This window comes from Allobosea sp. AK1 (assembly GCF_006714945.1).
GTDB lineage: Bacteria > Pseudomonadota > Alphaproteobacteria > Rhizobiales > Beijerinckiaceae > Allobosea > Allobosea robiniae.
In genome coordinates, this window is record NZ_VFMG01000001.1 from 1993612 (window position 1) to 2013980 (window position 20369).

Sequence of the window (20369 nt, forward strand, 5' to 3'; positions counted from 1 at the left end):
CTCAGGGGCCGACGAGCTGCCCGCCATCGACGACGATGCTCTGACCGGTGACCCAGCTCGCCTTGGCCGAAGCCAGGAAGAGCACGACCTCGGCGATCTCCTCAGGCCTGCCCATTCGCCCGAAGGGAATGTTCACCAGCGTCGCATTGTAGAGCTCGGGATTGGAGGTCTTCCGGTTTTCCCATGAGCCGCCGGGAAACTCGATCGAGCCCGGCGCGACGCAGTTCACGCGGATGCCCTTGCGCGCCAGCATCTTGGCCTGGCTGCCGGTGTAATGCATCACCGCAGCCTTGATCGCGCCATAGGGCGCCGAGCGCGAGGACGCGCGCAGGGCCGAGATCGACGAGATGTTCACGATCGACGAACCCGGCTGGAGATGCGGGATGGCCGCATGGCTGCCGCGCACCACGGCCATCATGTCGACGCTGAGCGAGGCCGCCCAGCCGTCCTCGTCATCGCTCTGGCCGAAGCCCGACGCATTGTTGACGAGGATGTCGAGCCCGCCCAGCGCCTTCACGGCCTCAGGCACATAGGCCTCGATCTGGCCGGCATCGGCGAGATCGACGCTTCCCGCATGGGCGGTGACGCCGTGCGCCTCGATCTCCTGGCGCGTCGCTTCAAGCGGCCCGGCACTGCGTGCGCAGATCGAGACGGCCGCCCCGCCCGCGGCGAAGCCGAGTGCGATCGAACGGCCGATGCCGCGGCTGCCGCCCATCACGATCACGCGCTTGCCGGTGAATTCCTTGGCCATGCGGGCCTCCCCTTCCTGATTGATTCCCGGTCTGTATTGCCGGCGGAAAGGCACGCGCTTCAAGGCAGGCGGCACGCATGCCGCCCCTGCAATTCAGGGAGGAATGATTGGTCTATCGGTCCCGCGCGACGCGAAAACCATTGGTGTAGAAGCGCACGTCGGCTTCGTATTTGAAGCGCGCGGCGGACCGCAGATAGCGCGGATCGTTGTTGAACGAGCCGCCGCGCAACACCCGCTCGCGGCAACCCCCGACCGTATAGGCGCTGCCGTCGCGGGGCGCGCTGCGATAATTCTCGCTCCAGCAATCGGCGACCCATTCGGCGGCATTGCCGGCCATGTCGTAGAGCCCGAAGGCATTGGCGGGGAACTGGCCGGCCGCAACGGCGCTGCCGCGCTTCTGGTCGTTGCAGCCGAGGCAGTTCGCGCGGTCCTTCACCAGGGCCTGGCCCCAGGGATAGGTCGTCGTGGTACCGGCGCGCGCGGCGTATTCCCATTCGCTCTCGGTCGGCAGGCGATAGGGTTTTCCGCTCCGGGCCGAGAGCCAGGCGAGATAGGCATTGGCATCGTTCCAGTGGATATCGGTGACCGGTCGCTTGCCGCGGCCGAGCCCGCGATCGTCAGGCCGGTAGTTGCAGCCGCCCTGGTCGATGCAGAGATCCCATTCCTCGAACGTCACCTCCCGCACCCCGAGCAGGAAGCCGCGGATAGTCACCGGATGCACCGGCTTCTCGAATTCGTAGAGATCGTTCGAGCCCATCTGGAAGCTACCTGCGGGGATCGCGACCAGTTCGGGACAGCCCGCGCAATCGCGCTGCGGTGCGCCGGCGACCGGCTGGGAAGCGGCGGGCGGCGTCGCCACTGCAGCAACGGCGGGAGGGGCAGCAGGCGCAGTCGGGCCGGCCCGATATTCCTGCTCGCGCGTGCGGGCGAGCGAGGCGAACCGCCCGTTCGGATAGGCATCGAGATAGGCACGGTACTCGGCTGCGCTGCGGCTGTTGCGGATCGATTCCCAGAAAGCGAGATCATAGGCCGAGTCCTGGGTCGCGCCCGGTGTCTGGGGCGGCGGAATGACGGCACGGCTGCCCTGCGCGACGGCGACCGGCCGGGTGACCGGCGTGACCACGAGCCCTTTGGATGGCTCCGCCGAGAGCCAGACCTGCTGGCTTCGCCGGGTTTCGCGCGAAACCGTGTCCCGCACCTGCTTCAGCGCCTGCGTCATGTCCAGCCCCGGCGTCCGGATCGCCTTCAGCCAGGCGGCGACCGCGCGGTCGGGGCCGCCCGGCAGCGTCTTGCCCGGCGCCGTCGGGAACAGCACGGCGATGCCTTCCATCGGCTCGAGCGGGAGCAGACCCTTCGCCTTACCCTGCCAGGGATTGTCGCCGCCAGCATTCAGAAACACCAGGGCGCTCGCCGGCCGGGCGACGATCAGTGGATCGATGATCTCGTCGAGATCGACCGCCCCCTCAGCGCCGTTCTGCGTCGAGACCAGGAAATTGCGGTTCCGCTGCTGGATCGCGTGGCCGCTGTAGAAGACGACGACCTGCGCCCCGCGCCGGAGCTTGCTGGCAAAGCCGGCGATCGCCTGCCGCAAGGCATTGCGGTCGGCATTCTCGACCGCGACGACATCGAAGCCGCCGGCGCTCAAGGTCTCGGCGACGGCGCGGCCCAGTTGGGCGGTGCCGGCGATCGGCGCCTCCGGATAGGCTTCGTTGGCAATGACGAGGGCGACGCGCGCAGGCTCGCCCGGCTGCTGGGCAAAGCCGGGCAGACCCGACAATCCCTGCAGCACGATCGCAGTGACCAGAACGCGCAACCAAGCCATCGGCAGACGGTATCCTTCAGCTAGCGGACACTGACCGTGATCTTCGGCGACATCACGGGCGGATTATGCGGCGTATGATTGTAGTCGCCGAGCAGCAATTGCAGCGTGTGCCGGCCCTTGGGCAGCGTCACCACCACTTCCGTCTGCCCGTTGCCGAGATGGATGTTGTTGTAGTCGGACGGGATCGGCTGGTCCGGCGGGCCGGGATCGGTATCGATCAGCAGATGATGATGCCCGGTCCGGGCGTGATTGACGCCTGCCGGCGCGACGCCCATGCCGCGCAGGCCGATCCGCACGGTGAAGCGCTCGGGAACGCTCAAGCCATCGATCGGATAGTGGAAATAGACTTGCGCGCCCGGCGGAGCCGGCTGGCGCGTGGCGGTCTGCGCCGCGACTTCTGAAACGAGCCCCTGCCAGGCCATCAGCGCAACAAGGCCGGCGGCTGCGATGCGGATTCCCGACATCACCTGCGCCTCCTCGCGTTCGGGCCGCCCGGTACCACGGTCACCGTGATGCGCTCCGAGATCACCGGCGGGTCGTGCGGCAGATGGTTCTCGTCGGCGAGCAGGAGCTGCAGCGTGTGCCGCCCGTTCGGCAGCGTCAGCTTGTATTCGGTCTGGCCGCCGCCGAGATGGATATGGTTGAGATCGGCCGGGATCGGCTCGTCGAACGAGGGCGGCCCGGCATCGACCAGCAGATGGTGATGGCCGGTATTCGGCTTGGCGACGCCGGCCGGCGCCACGCCCATGTTGCGCAGGCCGAAGCGGATCGTCGACGTCGGGTAGATCCGGTCGCCATCCCGCGGATAGACGAAATAGACCGCGGCATCGTTGGGCGACGCCGTGCGGGCGCGGTCGGGGCCATGGGCATGCGGCGGTGGAGGCGCAGCGACCGAAGCCTGCGCGTCCCCGACGACGCGGACCCGGATGCGCGGGGACACCACCGGCGGATCATGTGGCACATGCTCGTGATCGCCCATCAGCAATTGCAGCGTGTGATCGCCGGGCGGCAGCGAGAGTTCGACCTCGGTTTGCCCGCGCCCGAAATGCAGATGGTTGAAGTCGCTGGGAATCTCGCGGTCCAGCGCCGGCAGTTCGGTATCGACGAGGAGATGATGGTGCCCGCCGTTCGCGCTGGTGGTTCCGGCCGGCGTCACCGATATGCCCTCCGCCCCGAAGCGGATCTTGGCGCGGCTGGGGATCGTCGCCCCGTCCTGCAGATCGATGAAGAAGACACGGGCGCCGGGCGCGGCGACTGAGCGTGGTTTCTCAGGCGCCGTCGAGACCTCGACCGTGATGCGCTCCGACACCACCGGCGGATCATGCGGCACATGGTTGTGGTCGGCGAAGAGCAGTTGCAGCGTGTGCTTGCCAGGCGTGAGTGCAATCTCGGCCTCGGTCTGGCCACCCCCGAAATGGATATGGTTGAAATCGCTGGGGATCGGCTGGTCGAGCGGCGGCAATTCGGTATCGATCAGCAGGTGGTGATGCCCGGCATTGCGCATCGCCTGCCCGGCCGGCACGACCTCCATGCCTGAGATCGCGAACCGCACCGTGAGCTTGGCTGGAACCTGCGCCTTGTCGGCGAGACCGACGAAGGAGAGACGGGCGGCTGCAGGGGCCGGGCTGCGCTGCCGGGCGCGATCCTGCGCCGATGCGCCCGCGAATGGGAGCGCCACGGCCAACCCCAACAGCAGAAGCGCCGGCGCGAGGCGAAGCATCAGCGTCTTCCTTTCGCGAGAAGATAGGCCGAAGGCTATCAGCGACGATTGCAGCCTTCAAGCAAAACGCCGTCCCTTTTCGATGAGGACTATGCTTTGTTCTGGAGATGGCCGGGATCATGCATTAGCATGACGTAGAGGCTGCGAGCAGCCTCCAGGATGCACCCATGACCCTCGTCGCCAGACTCTGCGGCCTGCTCCTCATGCTCTGGTCCGGCCTTGCCCTGGCCGAGACGCCGCCCGATCGCCGCGTGGCGCTCGTCATCGGCAATTCCAGCTATCGCAATGCGCCGGCGCTGCCGAACACCGTGAACGACGCGCGCGACATGGTCACCGCCCTGCGCAAGGTCGGCTTCGAGGTGGTCGACGGCATCGATCTCGACAAGCGCGGCATGGATGCGGCGCTGACGCGCTTCGCCCGGCTGGCGCAGGATGCCGACGCCGCGATGTTCTATTTCGCCGGCCACGGCTTCCAGTTCAACGGCGAGAACTATCTCGTGCCCGTAGAGGCCAAGATCGAGGACGAGGTCGGCGTCCAGTACGAGACGACGCGGCTCAACGATGTCGTCACCGCCCTGAACTATGCCAAGGGCGTCAAGATCATGGTGCTCGACGCCTGCCGCAACAACCCGTTCGTCGGCTTGCTCGCCAAGCGGCAGGCGACCCGCGGCTTCTCCGTCGGCTCAGGCCTCGCCCCGGTCCAGCGCGCGCAGGGCATGGTCATCGCCTATGCCACGCAGGCGAACGATGTCGCCGCCGACGGGGCCGGCCGCAACAGCCCCTTCACCGCCGCTTTGGTGCGCGAGATCGACCAGCCCGGCCTGGAAGTGGCGGCGCTGTTCCGCCGCGTGCAGAAGAGCGTCTACGACACGACCGCCGGCAAGCAGACGCCGGAACTCTCGCTCTCCCTGCTCGGCGATTTCTATCTCAACCGCGAGGAGACCGACGCCGATGTCTGGCGCCGGATCCGCGCCAGCGACGACACCACCGCCTTGCAGGCCTTCATCAAGCGCTATCCCCAGAGCTTCTTCGTCATCGATGCCCGCACGCGGCTCGATCTGCTCGAACGCCGCTCCTTGGTCTCGAGCGATCGTGAGAAACTCATACGCGAATTCGCCGAGCGCGAACGTGCGCTGCTCCAGCGCCTGGAGCGGGCGGAACAGGGGCGCCGGCAGGCCGCCGACGATCTCGCCCGCAAGGATATCGGCGATGCGGTCGGCATCCCGCCGCCCGCGCCGGCTCCGGGCTCAGCGCCTGTCGCCATCGCCCCTGCCCCACCCCCGTCGCGCACGCAGGACAAGGCGGAGCGCGCGCGTCTCGCCGACGAACTCGCCCGCCGGGAATCGGAGCTCGCTGCGATCGAGACGGAAAAGCAGCGCCTCGCCGAGGAACGCAGGAATGTCGAGCAGGCCATGGCGGCGCGGCTCGGTGTATCCGGCTCGCTGTCGCCGAACCGATCGACGCAGCCCGTCGCCCTGCCGGGTGCCACACTGCGCCCGCCGGACGCCGCACCGCGCGGGCGAGCCTCCGGCGAATGCGCCGAACTCTTGATGCGCGCGCAGCTTGGCGATCTCACGCCGGCGGGGCGCGAACAATTGCGGCAATGCCGCTGATGCAGGGTGGCCGCGGCGGGAAAGCCCGGCCGAAGCCGGAGAGGTGAGGCATGGCAGGCTTTGTCCGCTTCAAGACCGTCATGATCGCCCTGGCTTTACTGGGGGGCACCATATCGGCCGGCGCCCAGACCGCGCCGCCACCGCCAACCCCTACGCCCTTCGCCGAGGCGCTGCGCAAGGCGGCCGACGATCTCTTCACCAAGGCGGCCGTCTCCGGCGACAGGATCGAGCTGGTGATCGACCCGCTGATCGACGCGGCCTCGGGCGCGCAATCGACCGCGACGCGCTCGATGCAGGCGACCCTGATGGAGCTCGTGCGGACGAACTACCCGCGTTTCACCGTCCTGCCCTTCGACAGCGAAGCCCTGGCGAGCAAGCCGGTGGTGCTGGTCGGGACCTTCACCGCCGTGAACAACCAGGGCGTGGCGGACGGCCCGCGCGACGCCTACCGGATCTGCCTGACGCTGGCCGATCTCAAATCCAACAGCATCGTCTCCAAGGGCGTCACGCGCGCCCGCACCGAAGGCGTCGATACGACGCCGACGCCCTATTATCGGGACTCGCCGCTCTGGGCGAAGGATCAGGCGACGGACGCCTATATCAAGACCTGCCAGGGCACGAAGCTCGGGGACCCGATCGATCCCGGCTATGTCGAGAAGCTCACCGCCAATGCGCTGATCAATGACGGCATCCTCGCCTATGAGACCCAGCATTTCCGCGAGGCGCTCGCCTTCTACCGGACGGCGCGCAGGCTGCCGGGCGGCGAGCAGCACCGCGTCAGGATCGGGACCTATCTCGCCGCCAGCAAGCTCGCCCGGCGCGAGGACATGGTCGATGCCTTCGGCGACCTGATCGATTATGGCCTCGGCACGGACCGATTGATGGTGAAGCTGCTGTTCAAGCCCGGCACGACGCAGTTCATCGACGATCGCCAGATCACCGAGCCCTATCCGATGTGGCTGAGCCAGATCGCGACGCGCTCGCGCCAGAAGGGCGCCTGCCTGGAGATCGTCGGCCATACCTCGCACACCGGCCTGCCACAGGTGAACGACCGGCTCTCGGCGCTGAGAGCGCAGTTCGTCATGGATCTGCTGCTGACCGGCGCACCCGACAATCGCGGCCGTATGATCGCCACCGGTCGTGGTTTCAGGGAAAACCTCGTCGGGACCGGCAAGGACGATGCCAGCGATGCGCTCGACCGGCGGGTCGAGTTCAAGGTGATCGGCTGCTGACGCGGAGCGCGACGGCACTGCCCTCTCGCCCCTTTCGATTCGGCGGGCCGCTGTTGCGGTGGCGCGCGGAAAAGCGGAAGCTGCAAGCCTTCGCGCAAGCTTTCCTGCGATCGACAAGGCTATCGACACCGTGCTGACCCGCCCTACATCGCGCCCCTCCGATTTCGGCCACAAGACCGGCACGACGCGCTTCAGCGCGCAGACTCTGCGGACGGCCTGACGATGACCGAGGAAGCCAAGCGGATCGGCGCGATCATCGGGGCGCCACCCGAAGCTGTTCGCCAGGCGCTCTCGCGCCACGGCGTGCTGCGGGCGGGCATCAACCTGTCGAACTTCCTGCTGGTTTCCAGCCGCACAGCCGATGGCGGCCCGGCCGGCGTCTCGCCGGACATGGCGGCGATCCTGGCCGAATGCCTCGGCCTGCCACTCCAATACGTCACCTATCCATCGCCGGGCCCGCTCGCGGATGCAGCCGAGCGCGACGAATGGGATGTCGCGCTGGTCGGGGCCGAGCCGCAGCGCGCCGCAGTCATCGACTTCACCCCTGCCTATACCGAGATCGAAGCGACCTATCTGGTACCGGCAGGCTCGCCCCTGCAATCCGTGGCGGAGGTCGACCGGAAGGGGCGGCGCATCGCAGTCGCCGCGCGCACGGCCTATGGCCTCTGGCTCGAACGGAACATCCGAGAGGCCGAGCTCATCACCGGAGAAGGTTTCGACGGCGCATACCAGCATTTCGTCGACCAGAAGCTCGATGCTCTCGCCGGTCTGAGGCCGAAGCTGATCGAGGACGAGAAGACGCTGCCGGGCTCGCGCATGCTCCCCGGCCGCTTCATGGCGGTCCAGCAGGCGCTGGGCACCCCCAAGGCCTCCGGCATCGCCCTCGACTATCTCAGGAGCTTCGTCATGGCCGCCATCGAGAGCGGGGTCGTCAGGCGGCTGATCGCGAAGCATGGCGTCACCGGCCTCTCTGTCGCGGAGCCGCCTCCCGGCAGCTAGACCGGCTGCTCACCGGCCTTGTCGAGGTGACGGAGGTTCGCGACGCCACCCCGTTCAACCCGAATTGAGCGGAGGGCAGCCCCGGGAAAGTGCCGGGCTCCGATTGATCGATCGCCGTACAATCCGTATCCCTCTTGTCGACAAGAGGGTTTTCCATGACCGCCACCAAGACCAAGGCAATCCCTACCCCCGAGCGCAAACGCGGCTCCGGCGTGAAATTCGTCTACGATCTGCTGCGCGATGAAATCCTCGATCTGGTCCTGCCGCCCGGCAGCCCGATCGACGAGGTCCAGCTCGCCGAACGTTTCCAGATGTCGCGCACGCCGATCCGCGAGGCGCTGGTACGGCTGGCCGGTGAAGGACTGATCGACACGCTGCCGAACCGCTCGACCATGGTGGCCAATCTCGACTTCTTGAACATGTCGCCGTTCTTCGACGCGCTGACTCTGATGTACCGGGTGACGACCCAACTCGCCGCCCAGAACCGCCGGCCGGAGGATCTGGAAGCAATCCGCGCCCGGCAGGCGGAGTTCGCCGCCGCAGTGAAGGCGCAGGATGCGCTGGCGATGATCGCGACCAACGCGGCCTTCCATGCCGCGATCGCGGAAGCCGGGCGCAACCCCTATTTCAACAGCCTGTTCAGCCGCCTCCTCGACGAGGGCCGGCGCTTCCTGCGGCTCTACTACCAGTCCTATGACGACCGGCTGCCGCAGCAATTCGTCGACGAGCACGAGACCATCGTCGCCGCGATCGTGGCCCGCGACACGGCTCTGGCGGAGCGCCTGGGGAAGGCTCATGCGGAACAGATCGTCCGCCAGATTCAGAAGCTCATGATCGGCGAGGACAGGCTCGACATCGCACTTTGAGTTTCTTGCGTAATCATTGTCGACAAAGAATATGCAAAACCCTATAATGAGCCCGAGAAGAGCGCGCCGCCGGGGTGTCGGGCTCTCCGCAAGAACGGCAGCCAGAAGGAGAGCGAGATGAAGGCCCAGATTTTCTCCGGCGTGATCCCCGCGCTGATGACCCCCTGCAAGGCGGACCGCACGCCCGATTTCGACGGGCTGGTGCGCAAGGCCAAGGAGCTGGTCGCCGGCGGCATGTCCGCCGTGGTCTATTGCGGCTCGATGGGCGACTGGCCCCTGCTGACCGATGCCCAGCGCATGGAAGGCGTCGAGCGTCTGGTGAAGGCCGGCATCCCGGTCATCGTCGGCACCGGCGCGGTCAACACCGCCTCGGCCGTCGCCCATGCCGCCCATGCCCAGAAGGTCGGCGCCAAGGGCCTGATGGTGATCCCGCGCGTCCTCTCGCGTGGCTCGGTCATCGCCGCCCAGAAGGCGCATTTCAAGGCGATCCTGACCGCCGCTCCGGACCTGCCCGCGGTGATCTACAACAGCCCCTATTACGGCTTCGCCACCCGCGCCGACCTGTTCTTTGCGCTGCGCGCCGAGCATCCGAACCTCGTCGGCTTCAAGGAATTCGGCGGCGCCGACGACATGCGCTATGCGGCCGAGAACATCACCAGCCGCGATGACGGCGTCTCGCTGATGATCGGCATCGACACCACCGTCGTCCATGGCTACGTCAATTGCGGCGCGACCGGCGCGATCACCGGCATCGGCAACGTCCTGCCGCAGGAAGTGCTGCATCTCTGCCAGCTCTCGGTGGCGGCGGCCGCCGGCGATGCCACGGCCCGCCGCCAGGCACAGGAACTGGAGCAGGCGCTGGCCGTGCTCTCATCCTTCGATGCGGGCCCGGACCTCGTCCTGTTCTTCAAGCACATGATGGTTCTGAAGGGCGACAAGGAATACGCCCTGCACTTCAACGAGACCGATGCGCTCAGCGAGAGCCAACGCGGCTATGCCGAGGCCCAGCTCAAGCTATTCGACGCCTGGTATGCCGACTGGTCTAAGGCGAACGTCGCCCGCAAGCAGGCGGCCTGATCATGCGCACCGCGCGGCGGAAGCCCTTCCGCCGCGCGGTGGCCAACTCCATGCTGATATCCCCGGCCGGTCATCGGCCCGGGTCAAAACCGCAAGACGCATTCGCGAAACGCACCCGCTGATGGCCAATCCCGATGTCATCGTCATAGGCGCCGGCGTGGTCGGCCTCTCCGCCGCGATTGCGGCGCAGGGGCGCGGCCTGTCGGTCACCGTGCTGGACAAGACCGGGCCGGCGGCGGGTGCCTCCGCCGGCAATGCCGGTGCCTTTGCCTTCACCGATATCCTGCCGCTCGCTTCGCCGGGCATCCTGCGCAAGGCGCCGAAATGGCTCCTGGATCCGCTCGGACCTCTCTCGGTGCCGCCAGCTTATGCGCTCAAGATCGCGCCCTGGATGTTCCGCTTCTGGCGGGCCTGCTCGCCCGCCCGCGTCGCCCATTCCACCACGGCGCAAACCGCCCTGATGGATCTGTCCAAGGCGGAGCTGGAGCCTTTCCTGCAGGAGACCGGCACCTTCGCCATGCTGCGCAAGGACGGCAACCTCCAGGTCTATGAGAGCGAGGCCGAACTGAAGGCATCCCTGCCGGGCTGGCAGGCCCGCGAGGAGCACGGCATCGAATTCCGCCATCTCGACGCCGCCGGCATGGCCAAGATCCAGCCTGGCCTCGCCCCGCGCTTCACCCACGGCACTTTCACCCCCGGCTGGTATTCGATCGCCGATCCGCAGGGCTATACGGTCGCGCTCGCCGACCACTTCCGCGCCCGCGGCGGCACGATCGAGCGGCTGGAGGTCGAGAGCCTCGCGCCTTCCGACGGCGGCGTCACGATCGTGGCCCGCGGCGGCCAGACGCGGCAGGCGAAGCAGGTCGTGCTCGCGGCCGGCGCCTTCTCCCACCGGATCGCCAAGAGCCTGGGCGAGCGCATCCCGCTTGAAACCGAGCGCGGCTACAACACCACGCTGCCGCCCGATGCCTTCGACCTGCGCACGCAGGTGACCTTCGGCGGCCATGGCTTCGTCGTCAGCCGCCTGTCGATCGGCATCCGCGTCGGTGGCGCCGTCGAGCTCGGCGGGCTCGACTTAGCCCCGAATTTCCGCCGCTCGGAGGCGATGCTGGCCAAGGCCCGCACCTTCCTGCCCGGACTCAAGCCCGATGACGGCGTGCAATGGATGGGCTTCCGCCCCTCCCTGCCGGACAGCCTGCCGGCGATCGGCCGGGCCCGCGTCACGCCACGCGTCGTCTACGCTTTCGGCCATGGCCATCTCGGCCTGACGCAATCGGCCGGCACCGCGCGGCTGGTCGCCGACCTCTTGACGGCTCGGCCGCCAGCCATCGACATCGCTCCCTTCTCACCGCAGCGCTTCTGAGAGTCGGACCATGGCCAGCCACACCTTCTCCTGCATCGACGGCCACACCTGCGGCAATCCAGTGCGGCTCGTCTCCGGCGGCGGCCCGCGGCTCGAAGGCAACACCATGCTGGAGAAGCGCGCCCATTTCCTGCGCGAGTTCGACTGGATTCGCACCGGCCTGATGTTCGAGCCGCGCGGCCACGACATGATGTCGGGCTCGATCCTCTATCCGCCGACCCGCCCCGATTGCGACGTAGCCGTGCTCTTCATCGAGACCTCGGGCTGCCTGCCGATGTGCGGCCACGGCACCATCGGCACGATCACCATGGGCATCGAGAACGGGCTGATCACCCCGCGCGAGCCGGGCAAGCTCTCGATCGAGGCGCCCGCCGGCAAGGTCGATATCGTCTACCGCCAGGAGGGCCGCTTCGTCGAGGAGGTCCGCCTGACCAATGTGCCGGGCTTCCTCTATGCGGAAGGCCTGACGGCGGAGGTCGAGGGCCTCGGCGAGATCGTCGTCGATGTCGCCTATGGTGGCAATTTCTACGCGATCGTCGAGCCGCAGAAGAACTTCCGCGACATGGCCGACCATACCGCCGGCGAACTGGTCGGCTGGTCGCCCAAGTTGCGCGCCGCGCTTAACAAGAAATACGAGTTCGTCCATCCCGAACACCCGGAGATCCAGGGGCTCAGCCATATCCAGTGGACCGGCAAGGCGACGAAGCCCGAGGCTCATGCCCGCAATGCCGTGTTCTATGGCGACAAGGCGATCGACCGCTCGCCCTGCGGCACCGGTACCTCGGCCCGCATGGCGCAGCTCGCTGCCAAGGGCAAGCTCGCGGTCGGCGACGAGTTCATCCATGAATCGATCATCGGCTCGCTGTTCAAGGGCCGCGTCGAGGCCGCAGTAACCGTGGCGAACCGCCCGGCGATCATCCCCTCCATCGCAGGCTGGGCCCGGATGACCGGCTACAACACGATCTTCATCGACGACCGCGACCCCTTCGCCCACGGCTTCGTCGTCACCTGAGGCCGCTTCAGCTTGCGGACGGCTCGTCCGATCCCCGGCGGATCAGGAAGATCGCGGCCCCGCCGCTCATCAGCGCAAGGCAGAACCAGGTCAGCGCGTAGATCAGATGCGTGTTGCGGAAACTGACCTGGGTCATGCCGCCCTGCGGCAACGGGCCGGGTTCGGTGGCCGCATCGGCATCGACGAAATAGGGCGCGACCTCTCCTAGCCCTCGCGTAGAGGCGATCGCGGCGACATCGCGCGAATACCAGCGGCCGGCCGCAGGATCGTTGCTGCGCAGGAAGCCACCCCCAGGCTCGCTCAGGCGCAGCAGGCCGACGACCTTCGTGTCCCCGCTCCCCGCCGCACGACGCTCATTCGCCCCGCGCCGATCCTCCGGCACGAAGCCGCGATTGATCAGCACGGTGAAGCCGGTATCGCTGCGGAACGGCGCCATGACCCAGAAGCCCGGCCCGCGCTCGGTCACCGCCATGGTCAGGGTCTCCGGCGCATCGAGATAGCGGCCCTGCAGGACGACGCGACGATACTCGTCGGAGGCCGCATCGATCTCGCTCCACGCCGCCGGCCCCGGCGCTGCGACCGGAGCCGCGTGGATTCGCGTCTCGACGCGGGCGATCAGGTCGAGCTTCCAGCTTCGGCGCTCGACCTGCCAGATCCCGAGCCCGGCGAAGACCAGCGTGAAGAGACAGAGCGCGGCGGCAAAGGCGAATCGAGCAAACCCACCGCGCGTGTGCCCGCCCGCATCCACCGACATCGGCCCTGCCTTACATTCTGTGCATGTCCGGCATCATGTTGCTGTTGAGGTGGAACATCACCCAGAGCGAGCCCGCGAGCACGATCGCCACGATGACGAGGGTGAAGATCAGCCCCATCATGTTCCAGCCTCCCTCCGAGCGGCCGTTCATGTGCAGGAAATAGACCATGTGGACGACGATCTGCGCGGCTGCGAAAGCCATGATCACGATCGCCGTCAGCGTCGCATTCCCGAGCATGTCGTTCATGACGAGCCAGAACGGGATCGCGGTCAGGACGACCGAGAGCAGGAAGCCGGTGACATAGCCGCGCAAGCTGCCATGCGGGGCATGGTCGTCGCCATGGACGCCATGCGGTTCGGCTTGGTCGTGGCTACCGCTCATTTCAGCACGCCCATCAGGTAGACGAAGGTGAAGACGCCGATCCAGATGACGTCGAGGAAGTGCCAGAACATCGAGAGGCACAGCAGGCGCCGGCGGTTCGCCTCGATCAGCCCGCGCTTCGAGACCTGCACCATCAGCACCGTCAACCAGATCAGGCCGAAGGTGACGTGCAGGCCGTGCGTGCCCACCAGCGTGAAGAAGGAGGACAGGAAGGCGCTGCGCATCGGCGTCGCGCCCTCGCGGATGAGATGCGCGAACTCGTAGAGCTCGATCGCCAGGAAGGCGAGGCCGAACAGCCCGGTGACGACGAGCCAGCGCTGCATCAGCGCCTGCTTGCCCTTGTCCATCGCCAGCATGGCAAAGCCATAGGTGATCGAGGAGAACAGCAGCATGGCGGTGTTGACCGCGACCAGCCTCAGGTCGAACAGATCGGCGCCGGAAGGCCCGGCCGCGTAGTTCCGGCCCAGCACGCCATAGGTCGCAAAGAGGACTGCGAAGATCAGGCAGTCGCTCATCAGATAGAGCCAGAAGCCGAGCATGGTCGAGCCGCCGGAATGGGCGTGATCGTCCCCGGTGACGTAGAATGCCGGCACGCTCGCGGCTTGAGCCTGTGCTTTCGCCTTGGCCATCATCGCCCCTCAGGCCCGTCCGAGCTGTCGGCTTCGCGCGTCCTCTTCCCGCACGACATCGTCGGCGGGGATATGGAAGTCGCGGTCGTAGTTGAAGCTGTGGATGATCGCGGTCGCGACCACGCCGATAAAGGTCAGCGCCGCCAGCCACCAGATGTACCAGATCAAGGCGAATCCGCAGACCGTCGCGAGCCCGGCGATGATCACGCCCGCACCCGTGTTCCGTGGCATGTGGATCGGCTTGAAGCCGCCGAGCGGACGGCTATAGCCGCGCTTCTTCATATCGGCCCAGGCATCGAGATCATGCACGATCGGCGTGAACGCGAAATTGTAGGCCGGCGGCGGCGAGGAGGTCGACCATTCCAGCGTGCGCCCGTCCCACGGATCGCCGGTCACGTCGCGCAGTTGCTCACGGCGCATGATGCTGACGGCGATCTGGATGATGAAGCAGAGGATGCCCAGTGCGATCAGCACCGCGCCCATCGCGGCGACGACGAACCAGATCTGCAGCGACGGGTCCTCGAAGCGGCTGAGCCGCCGCGTCACGCCCATCAGGCCGAGCACATAGAGCGGCATGAAGGCGACGTAGAAGCCGATCACCCAGAACCAGAACGAGAGCAGGCCCCAGAACCGGTCGAGCTTGAAACCGAAGGCCTTGGGGAACCAGTAGGCGATGCCGGCGAAGACGCCGAAGACCACGCCGCCGATGATGACGTTGTGGAAATGGGCGATCAGGAACAGGCTGTTATGCAGCACGAAATCGGCCGGCGGCACCGCCAGCATCACGCCGGTCATGCCGCCGATGACGAAGGTCAGCATGAAGGCGAGGAGCCACATCATCGGCAGCTCGAAGCGGATGCGGCCGCGATACATCGTGAACAGCCAGTTGAAGATCTTCGCCCCCGTCGGGATCGAGATGATCATCGTCGTGATGCCGAAGAACGAGTTCACGCTGGCGCCCGAGCCCATCGTGAAGAAATGGTGCAGCCAGACGAGATAGGACAGGATGGTGATGACCACCGTCGCATAGACCATCGAGGCATAGCCGAAGAGGCGCTTGCCGCAGAAGGTCGAGGCCACCTCGGAATAGACGCCGAAGATCGGCAGGATGAGGATGTAGACCTCCGGGTGGCCCCAGATCCAGATCAGGTTCACGTACATCATCGGGTTACCGCCGAGATCGTTCGTGAAGAAATTGGTGCCGACATAGCGGTCGAGGGTGAGCAGCGCGAGCGTCGCCGCCAGGATCGGGAAGGTCGCGACGATCAGGACGTTGGTGCACAGCGCGGTCCAGGTGAAGACCGGCATCCGCATCATCTCCATGCCGGGCGCCCGCATCTTCACGATGGTCGCGATCAGATTGACGCCGGACAACGTCGTGCCCACGCCTGCGATCTGCAGGGCCCATAGGTAGTAGTCCATGCCCACCCCGGGCGAGTAGGCGGCCCCCGAAAGCGGCGGATAGGCGAGCCAGCCGACCTTGGCGAATTCGCCGATGAACAGCGACATCATCACCAGCACGGCGCCGCTCACCGTCATCCAGAAGGAGAAATTGTTGAGGAAGGGGAAGGCGACGTCGCGCGCGCCGATCTGCAGCGGCACGACATAGTTCATCAGGCCGGTGACGAAGGGCATCGCCACGAAGAAGATCATGATCACGCCATGCGCCGTGAAGATCTGGTCGTAATGATGCGGCGGCAGGTAACCCTCGTTGCCGGCAAACGCGATCGCCTGCTGGCCGCGCATCATCAGCGCGTCGGCGAAGCCGCGCAGCAGCATGATCACGCCGAGGATCATGTACATGATCCCGATCTTCTTGTGGTCCACGCTGGTGAACCACTCATGCCAGAGATAGCCCCAGAGCTTATAGCGGGTAACCAGCGCGATGAGCGCGAGGCCGCCGAGCGCGACCGCGGCGAAGGTCCCGATCAGGATCGGCTCGTGATAGGGGATCGCCTCAAAGGTGAAGCGCCCGAAGATCAGCTTCCACCAGTCGGGATAGGAGGTCATCGTTCCCAGCCTCAGTTGGCGACGCGCGCGGTGACGCCCGCGGTGCCGTAGACATCGGTCGGCGTGCAGATCGCCGTCACGAAGGGTCGCGGCGGCATCGGCTGCCCACCCCGGCGCACGCTCTTGTCGTATTCGAGCTGCGCGACGATATGGATGCCTTCCTTGCCGCCGCCGCCCTTGGCATCCAGCGCCATCATGTCGCGCGTGCACATCTTGGCCCGGTCGACGCACATGTTGAGGATGGCGCTGAAGAGATCGGACGGGATGTCGCGGAAATAGCGGACCTGCTCGCGCTCGCTCGGCTTCTCCAGCACGAGATACTCCTCGCGCCCCAGCGGGCTGCCGGTGCGGATCGCGCCTTGCACCCAGTCGCCGAAACCCTTGTCGTCGACGCCGCGGAAGCGGAAGCGCATGTCGGAGAAGCCGGCGCCGCTGTAATTGGCCGAGAAGCCTTCGAACTCGCCGGCATGGTTGATCACGGCGTTGAGCTTCGTCTGCATGCCCGGCATCGCGTAGATCTGGCCGGCCAGCGCGGGAATGAAGAGCGAGTTCATCACCGAGGACGAGGTGATGCGGAACTCGATCGGCTGGTCGACCGGCGCCACCACCTCGTTGAGCGAGGCGATGCCTTGCGCCGGGTAGAGGAACAGCCATTTCCAGTCGAGCGCGACGACCTCGATGACGAGCGGCTCCTTCCGGGCCCCGTTTCCGCCGGCCTTCGCCTCGACTGCCGGCTTGCCGGCGCTGATGCGGTCGAGCGGGCGATAGGGGTCGAGCAGATGCGTGCCCATCCAGGTCATGGCGCCGATCACGATGATGATCAGCAGTGGCACCGACCAGATCACCACCTCCAGCGGCAGCGAATGGTTCCAGTCCGGATCGTAACTGGCCTTGGCCGAGGCGCGGTAGCGCCAGGCGAAGAAGATCGTCAGCGCCATCACCGGCACGATGATCAGCAGCATCAGCCCGGTTGAGGCGAGCAACAGGTTGCGTTGCTGCAACGCAACATCGCCGGACGGGCCGAGCAGCACCATCTGGCAGCCGCCGAGCAGCGCGAAGAGCGGCAGGACCGCTAAAAAACGAAAGATCCGCAAGAGACTCGAGACCTCCCTCATCCGGGACTGCCGTTCTCTATTCCCATTCTTTCGCACCGCACATAAGACAATCTGTCTCATTGCGATGGTTTGACGGGTGGCTTCTATCCACCGTATCCATTTGTACGAGGTGCGGGCAAGTCCGGTTCGGCCGGCTCGCCTCCCAACGAGGAATTCGCGGTCATGAGCGCTGACGCGGCGAACCATTCAACGAGGCATCCGGCGGACGAGCATGGCCGCGACCACGTGTCGCCGGCCGATATCGCGCTCGGCGTCATTATCGGCCGGACCTCGGAATATTTCGATTTCTTCGTCTTCGGCCTCGGCTGCGTGCTGGTTTTCCCCGAGCTGGTCTTCCCCTTCGCCGACCGCCTGACAGGCACGATCTATTCCTTCGGCATCTTCGCGCTGGCTTTCGTCACCCGCCCGATCGGCTCGGTGCTGTTCTTCGCCATCGACCGCCGTTACGGCCGCGCGACCAAGCTCACCGCCGCCCTCTTCCTGCTCGGCGGCTCGACGGCGGGCGTGGCCTTCCTGCCGGGCTATGCGACGCTCGGCATCTGGTCGATCGTCATCCTCGCGGGCTTCCGACTCCTGCAGGGCATCGCGCTCGGCGGCGCCTGGGACGGGCTGTCCTCCCTGCTTGCGCTCAATGCCCCGCCCAACCGCCGTGGCTGGTATGCGATGCTGCCGCAGCTCGGGGCGCCTTTCGGCTTCATCCTCGCGGCCGGGCTCTTCGCCTATTTCGAGGGTGCGCTCTCGAAGCAGGATTTCCTCGGCTGGGGCTGGCGCTATCCCTTCTTCGTCGCGCTGACGATCAACGTCGTCGCGCTCTTCGCCCGGTTGCGCATGGTCGCGACCCAGGAATTCGCCCAGCTGATGGAAACCCGCGAGCTGATGCCGGTCCCGGTGTTCGAGCTCATCCGCGTCCACGGCCGCACCCTCATCGTCGGCGCCTTCGTGCCGCTGGCGAGCTTCGCGCTCTTCCACCTCGTCACGATCTTCCCGGTGAGCTGGATCAATCTCTTCACCGACCGCTCGGTTTCCGAGTTCCTGCTGGTGCAGGCCGCCGGCGGCGTGGTCGGCGCAGGCGCGATCGTCACCTCCGGCCTGATCGCTGACCAGATCGGGCGCCGCAACACGCTGCTGCTCTCGGGCGGGATGATCGCGCTGTTCAGCCTGTCGAGCATCGTCGCGCCCCTGCTCTTCGGCGACAGCCTTGCCGGCCAGACGATCTACGTGATCATCGGCTTCGGCCTGCTCGGCCTCGCCTATGGCCAGACCGCCGGCGCGGTCGCTTCCAGCTTCAAGGCGCAATACCGCTATACCGGCGCGGCCCTGACCTCCGACTTCGCCTGGCTGATCGGCGCCGGCTTCGCCCCGCTGGTCGCGCTGACCCTGTCGAGCAGCTTCGGCCTCGCCTGGGTCGGCCTCTACCTGCTCTCCGGCGCGCTCTGCACGCTGGCGGCCCTGTGGATCGACCGGCGGCTGGAAGGGCGCTACGGCTAAGGCATTCTCCGCCTCGACGAAGAGGCCTCGCCCGCACGCGCTTCAGGGCCGCTTCCGGCAGAGCGCGGCTTCGGCCTTCGTCGCCTCGCGGACGATGCGCGTGGCGGCGACAGGCGGCTTGCGGCCCTCATCGATCTCGCCGGCGAAGACGATCGTGCCGTAATAGGTGCCGCTGACCTCCGCCATGCGCTTGCGCTCGGCTTCCGTCAGTTGCGTCAGCGACGCGTCCGTGCGCGACAGGCGCCGGTTGGAGGGCAGGAGCAGGACGTCGCGGGCCGGGCATGGCGCCCGGAAGCAGCGCCGGCCGTTATCGCAAGCGACGAACAGGGTTTCAGCCTGAACGGGTTGCCAGAGTAGGAAGCACAGGGCCGATGCGGCGACGATCCTCATGATGTCCTGTCCTCCCATACCGCGCGGGGGGCGTCGTCCATACGGATGACGCCCCCCGCTTTTCAGAAACAAGCGCGAAACCGCATCGAGCCGTCAGGCGGCCTGGGGCTGCTCCGCCGGCGCCAGATAGGCGCTCTGGAAGGTCGACATCACATGCGCGACCATGTCGCGGGCAATGTGGAGCTGATCGTCCTGGAAGGCGAGCGCGCGCGGCGAGTTCAACACGATCTCGTAGCTCGGGAAGTAGTCGACGAAGTCGTGGCGCCGGAACAATTCCTCCGCCACCGCCCGCAGCAGCGATTTCGAGGCGCTGTTGGCGACGATGACATCGGCGTCCTTGAAGGTCGCGCCGAACGGCACCGGCGAGACCGTGACGACGAAGCGCATCTCCGGATGGCAATGCTCGCGGATCAGCCCGATGATCTCCTCCATGTCGGCGAGCGTCGCGTCGTAGCCGTAATCGACGAAGCGGAAGCGCTCCGGCATCCGCTGCAGCCAGGTCGGGCCGGGATGGGCGTTCATGGCGATGCCGGTCTCGGCGTCCTGCCAGGTCTCGGTCAGGCCGAGCGTGAAGAAGCAGATGCGCGCCTGCTTGATCTGCGCGGTCGCCTCGGTCAGGCGCCTGCGATTGGCGAAGGCGCTCTCGCGATCCAGCAATCGCAATCCGCTGGCCTGCGGATCGAACCATTGCCCCGGCGCGAGCTCGATCAGCCCCTCGTCGGGATAGCTCTCGCCGAGCAGCACACGCTTCAGCTCATGAGTCATCGAGCGCACCGAATATTTGTTGAGCGCGCCCCGGCTGAGCTGGCCGCGATCGGCCCCGCCGCCGCGGCCGGTTTCCTCGCTCCAGCTCTCGAAATGCTCGGCCGGCACGCCATGGCCTGCGAGCAGCAGCGGCAGGCCGCGCAGCATCAGGATGTTCTCGACCTCGCGCGCGAAGCAGGAGCCCATGGTGAAGATCGGCCAGGACGGGTCGATCCTGAATTTCGGCTTGTGCGCCACGGCGAGATAGTCACCGGTCGTCAGGCGCTCCCTGGCCATCTTCTCGGGCTTGCCGGAGGTCCAGCCGCGCACCGGGTTGCCGCGCATGATCGAAAGCGCCGTGCCTGCATCGTATTCGATCTTCATGATCGTCTCCTGGTTCGT

General features: G+C 66.6%; 19 protein-coding genes. 8 read left to right on the plus strand and 11 right to left on the minus strand.

Going from position 1 to position 20369, the window contains the following annotated elements:
- Position 1: 1 nt before the first annotated feature.
- From FHT98_RS09975 to FHT98_RS26355, 4 genes are all read right to left on the minus strand, one after another.
- Positions 2 to 751 (minus strand): SDR family NAD(P)-dependent oxidoreductase, encoded by a 750-nt coding sequence (locus FHT98_RS09975; protein WP_142113918.1) that lies wholly within the window; start codon positions 749 to 751, stop codon positions 2 to 4.
- 112 nt (positions 752 to 863) lie between these two features.
- Positions 864 to 2573, minus strand: a complete 1710-nt coding sequence (locus tag FHT98_RS09980) for an SUMF1/EgtB/PvdO family nonheme iron enzyme (protein ID WP_142113919.1) — start codon at positions 2571 to 2573, stop codon at positions 864 to 866.
- A gap of 20 nt (positions 2574 to 2593) precedes the next feature.
- Entirely contained in the window at positions 2594 to 3037 is a 444-nt protein-coding gene (locus FHT98_RS09985; RefSeq protein WP_142115725.1) for a DUF4399 domain-containing protein, read from the minus strand.
- The gene (locus FHT98_RS26355) at positions 3037 to 4293 is read right to left on the minus strand and encodes a DUF4399 domain-containing protein (RefSeq protein WP_210244353.1); all 1257 of its coding nucleotides are present in this window, start codon (positions 4291 to 4293) and stop codon (positions 3037 to 3039) included. Before FHT98_RS26355 ends, FHT98_RS09985 begins: the two co-directional genes overlap by 1 nt.
- 167 nt (positions 4294 to 4460) lie before the next feature.
- Here FHT98_RS26355 and FHT98_RS09995 point away from each other — a divergent pair, with 167 nt between their 5' ends.
- The 7 genes from FHT98_RS09995 (at position 4461) to FHT98_RS10025 (ending at position 12455) form a co-directional block, all read left to right on the plus strand.
- Complete coding sequence (locus FHT98_RS09995) at positions 4461 to 5906, plus strand: caspase family protein (RefSeq protein WP_142113920.1); 1446 nt, start codon at positions 4461 to 4463, stop codon at positions 5904 to 5906.
- Positions 5907 to 5956: 50 nt separating this feature from the next.
- Positions 5957 to 7138 (plus strand): OmpA family protein, encoded by a 1182-nt coding sequence (locus FHT98_RS10000; protein ID WP_248309192.1) that lies wholly within the window; start codon positions 5957 to 5959, stop codon positions 7136 to 7138.
- A 222-nt stretch (positions 7139 to 7360) separates the two neighbouring features.
- A complete protein-coding gene (locus tag FHT98_RS10005; RefSeq protein ID WP_142113921.1) occupies positions 7361 to 8137 on the plus strand; it encodes a transporter substrate-binding domain-containing protein in 777 nt (258 codons plus the stop codon).
- Between the two features lie 155 nt (positions 8138 to 8292).
- Positions 8293 to 9003: a GntR family transcriptional regulator gene (locus FHT98_RS10010; RefSeq protein WP_142113922.1), complete on the plus strand. Its 711-nt coding sequence runs from the start codon at positions 8293 to 8295 to the stop codon at positions 9001 to 9003.
- A gap of 117 nt (positions 9004 to 9120) precedes the next feature.
- Positions 9121 to 10080, plus strand: coding sequence for a dihydrodipicolinate synthase family protein (locus FHT98_RS10015; protein WP_142113923.1), 960 nt, complete (start codon positions 9121 to 9123; stop codon positions 10078 to 10080).
- A gap of 121 nt (positions 10081 to 10201) precedes the next feature.
- Positions 10202 to 11443: an NAD(P)/FAD-dependent oxidoreductase gene (locus FHT98_RS10020; protein WP_142113924.1), complete on the plus strand. Its 1242-nt coding sequence runs from the start codon at positions 10202 to 10204 to the stop codon at positions 11441 to 11443.
- A 10-nt stretch (positions 11444 to 11453) separates the two neighbouring features.
- Entirely contained in the window at positions 11454 to 12455 is a 1002-nt protein-coding gene (locus FHT98_RS10025; RefSeq protein WP_142113925.1) for a 4-hydroxyproline epimerase, read from the plus strand.
- Positions 12456 to 12462: 7 nt separating this feature from the next.
- Here the strand turns inward: FHT98_RS10025 and FHT98_RS10030 are convergent, their stop codons facing one another.
- The 5 genes from FHT98_RS10030 to cyoA are packed head-to-tail and all read right to left on the minus strand — an operon-like array spanning position 12463 to position 17324.
- Complete coding sequence (locus FHT98_RS10030) at positions 12463 to 13209, minus strand: SURF1 family protein (RefSeq protein ID WP_142113926.1); 747 nt, start codon at positions 13207 to 13209, stop codon at positions 12463 to 12465.
- Between the two features lie 10 nt (positions 13210 to 13219).
- Complete coding sequence (gene cyoD / locus FHT98_RS10035) at positions 13220 to 13591, minus strand: cytochrome o ubiquinol oxidase subunit IV (RefSeq protein ID WP_142113927.1); 372 nt, start codon at positions 13589 to 13591, stop codon at positions 13220 to 13222.
- Positions 13588 to 14220 (minus strand): cytochrome o ubiquinol oxidase subunit III, encoded by a 633-nt coding sequence (cyoC, locus tag FHT98_RS10040; protein ID WP_061966279.1) that lies wholly within the window; start codon positions 14218 to 14220, stop codon positions 13588 to 13590. The genes cyoD and cyoC overlap by 4 nt, the downstream gene beginning before the upstream one ends.
- A gap of 9 nt (positions 14221 to 14229) precedes the next feature.
- The gene (gene cyoB / locus FHT98_RS10045) at positions 14230 to 16230 is read right to left on the minus strand and encodes a cytochrome o ubiquinol oxidase subunit I (protein ID WP_142113928.1); all 2001 of its coding nucleotides are present in this window, start codon (positions 16228 to 16230) and stop codon (positions 14230 to 14232) included.
- Positions 16231 to 16241: 11 nt separating this feature from the next.
- Entirely contained in the window at positions 16242 to 17324 is a 1083-nt protein-coding gene (gene cyoA, locus FHT98_RS10050) for a ubiquinol oxidase subunit II (RefSeq protein ID WP_142113929.1), read from the minus strand.
- Positions 17325 to 17507: 183 nt separating this feature from the next.
- Between cyoA and FHT98_RS10055 the strand changes: the two genes are divergently transcribed.
- The gene (locus FHT98_RS10055) at positions 17508 to 18833 is read left to right on the plus strand and encodes an MFS transporter (RefSeq protein ID WP_113584392.1); all 1326 of its coding nucleotides are present in this window, start codon (positions 17508 to 17510) and stop codon (positions 18831 to 18833) included.
- Positions 18834 to 18875: 42 nt separating this feature from the next.
- Here FHT98_RS10055 and FHT98_RS10060 read toward each other — a convergent pair whose 3' ends face one another.
- The gene (locus tag FHT98_RS10060) at positions 18876 to 19223 is read right to left on the minus strand and encodes a hypothetical protein (protein ID WP_142113930.1); all 348 of its coding nucleotides are present in this window, start codon (positions 19221 to 19223) and stop codon (positions 18876 to 18878) included.
- A gap of 93 nt (positions 19224 to 19316) precedes the next feature.
- A complete protein-coding gene (locus tag FHT98_RS10065) occupies positions 19317 to 20351 on the minus strand; it encodes a GSCFA domain-containing protein (RefSeq protein ID WP_170843487.1) in 1035 nt (344 codons plus the stop codon).
- Between the last annotated feature and the right edge of the window lie 18 nt (positions 20352 to 20369).

What these genes read in the sequence shown, in the direction of transcription:
- FHT98_RS09975 (WP_142113918.1), bottom strand. Translation starts at nt 751, where the DNA reads ATGGCCAAGGAATTCACCGGCAAGCGCGTGATCGTGATGGGCGGCAGC.
- FHT98_RS09980 (WP_142113919.1), bottom strand. Translation starts at nt 2,573, where the DNA reads ATGGCTTGGTTGCGCGTTCTGGTCACTGCGATCGTGCTGCAGGGATTG.
- FHT98_RS09985 (WP_142115725.1), bottom strand. Translation starts at nt 3,037, where the DNA reads ATGTCGGGAATCCGCATCGCAGCCGCCGGCCTTGTTGCGCTGATGGCC.
- FHT98_RS26355 (WP_210244353.1), bottom strand. Translation starts at nt 4,293, where the DNA reads ATGCTTCGCCTCGCGCCGGCGCTTCTGCTGTTGGGGTTGGCCGTGGCG.
- FHT98_RS09995 (WP_142113920.1), top strand. Translation starts at nt 4,461, where the DNA reads ATGACCCTCGTCGCCAGACTCTGCGGCCTGCTCCTCATGCTCTGGTCC.
- FHT98_RS10000 (WP_248309192.1), top strand. Translation starts at nt 5,957, where the DNA reads ATGGCAGGCTTTGTCCGCTTCAAGACCGTCATGATCGCCCTGGCTTTA.
- FHT98_RS10005 (WP_142113921.1), top strand. Translation starts at nt 7,361, where the DNA reads ATGACCGAGGAAGCCAAGCGGATCGGCGCGATCATCGGGGCGCCACCC.
- FHT98_RS10010 (WP_142113922.1), top strand. Translation starts at nt 8,293, where the DNA reads ATGACCGCCACCAAGACCAAGGCAATCCCTACCCCCGAGCGCAAACGC.
- FHT98_RS10015 (WP_142113923.1), top strand. Translation starts at nt 9,121, where the DNA reads ATGAAGGCCCAGATTTTCTCCGGCGTGATCCCCGCGCTGATGACCCCC.
- FHT98_RS10020 (WP_142113924.1), top strand. Translation starts at nt 10,202, where the DNA reads ATGGCCAATCCCGATGTCATCGTCATAGGCGCCGGCGTGGTCGGCCTC.
- FHT98_RS10025 (WP_142113925.1), top strand. Translation starts at nt 11,454, where the DNA reads ATGGCCAGCCACACCTTCTCCTGCATCGACGGCCACACCTGCGGCAAT.
- FHT98_RS10030 (WP_142113926.1), bottom strand. Translation starts at nt 13,209, where the DNA reads ATGTCGGTGGATGCGGGCGGGCACACGCGCGGTGGGTTTGCTCGATTC.
- cyoD (WP_142113927.1), bottom strand. Translation starts at nt 13,591, where the DNA reads ATGAGCGGTAGCCACGACCAAGCCGAACCGCATGGCGTCCATGGCGAC.
- cyoC (WP_061966279.1), bottom strand. Translation starts at nt 14,220, where the DNA reads ATGGCCAAGGCGAAAGCACAGGCTCAAGCCGCGAGCGTGCCGGCATTC.
- cyoB (WP_142113928.1), bottom strand. Translation starts at nt 16,230, where the DNA reads ATGACCTCCTATCCCGACTGGTGGAAGCTGATCTTCGGGCGCTTCACC.
- FHT98_RS10055 (WP_113584392.1), top strand. Translation starts at nt 17,508, where the DNA reads ATGAGCGCTGACGCGGCGAACCATTCAACGAGGCATCCGGCGGACGAG.
- FHT98_RS10060 (WP_142113930.1), bottom strand. Translation starts at nt 19,223, where the DNA reads ATGAGGATCGTCGCCGCATCGGCCCTGTGCTTCCTACTCTGGCAACCC.
- FHT98_RS10065 (WP_170843487.1), bottom strand. Translation starts at nt 20,351, where the DNA reads ATGAAGATCGAATACGATGCAGGCACGGCGCTTTCGATCATGCGCGGC.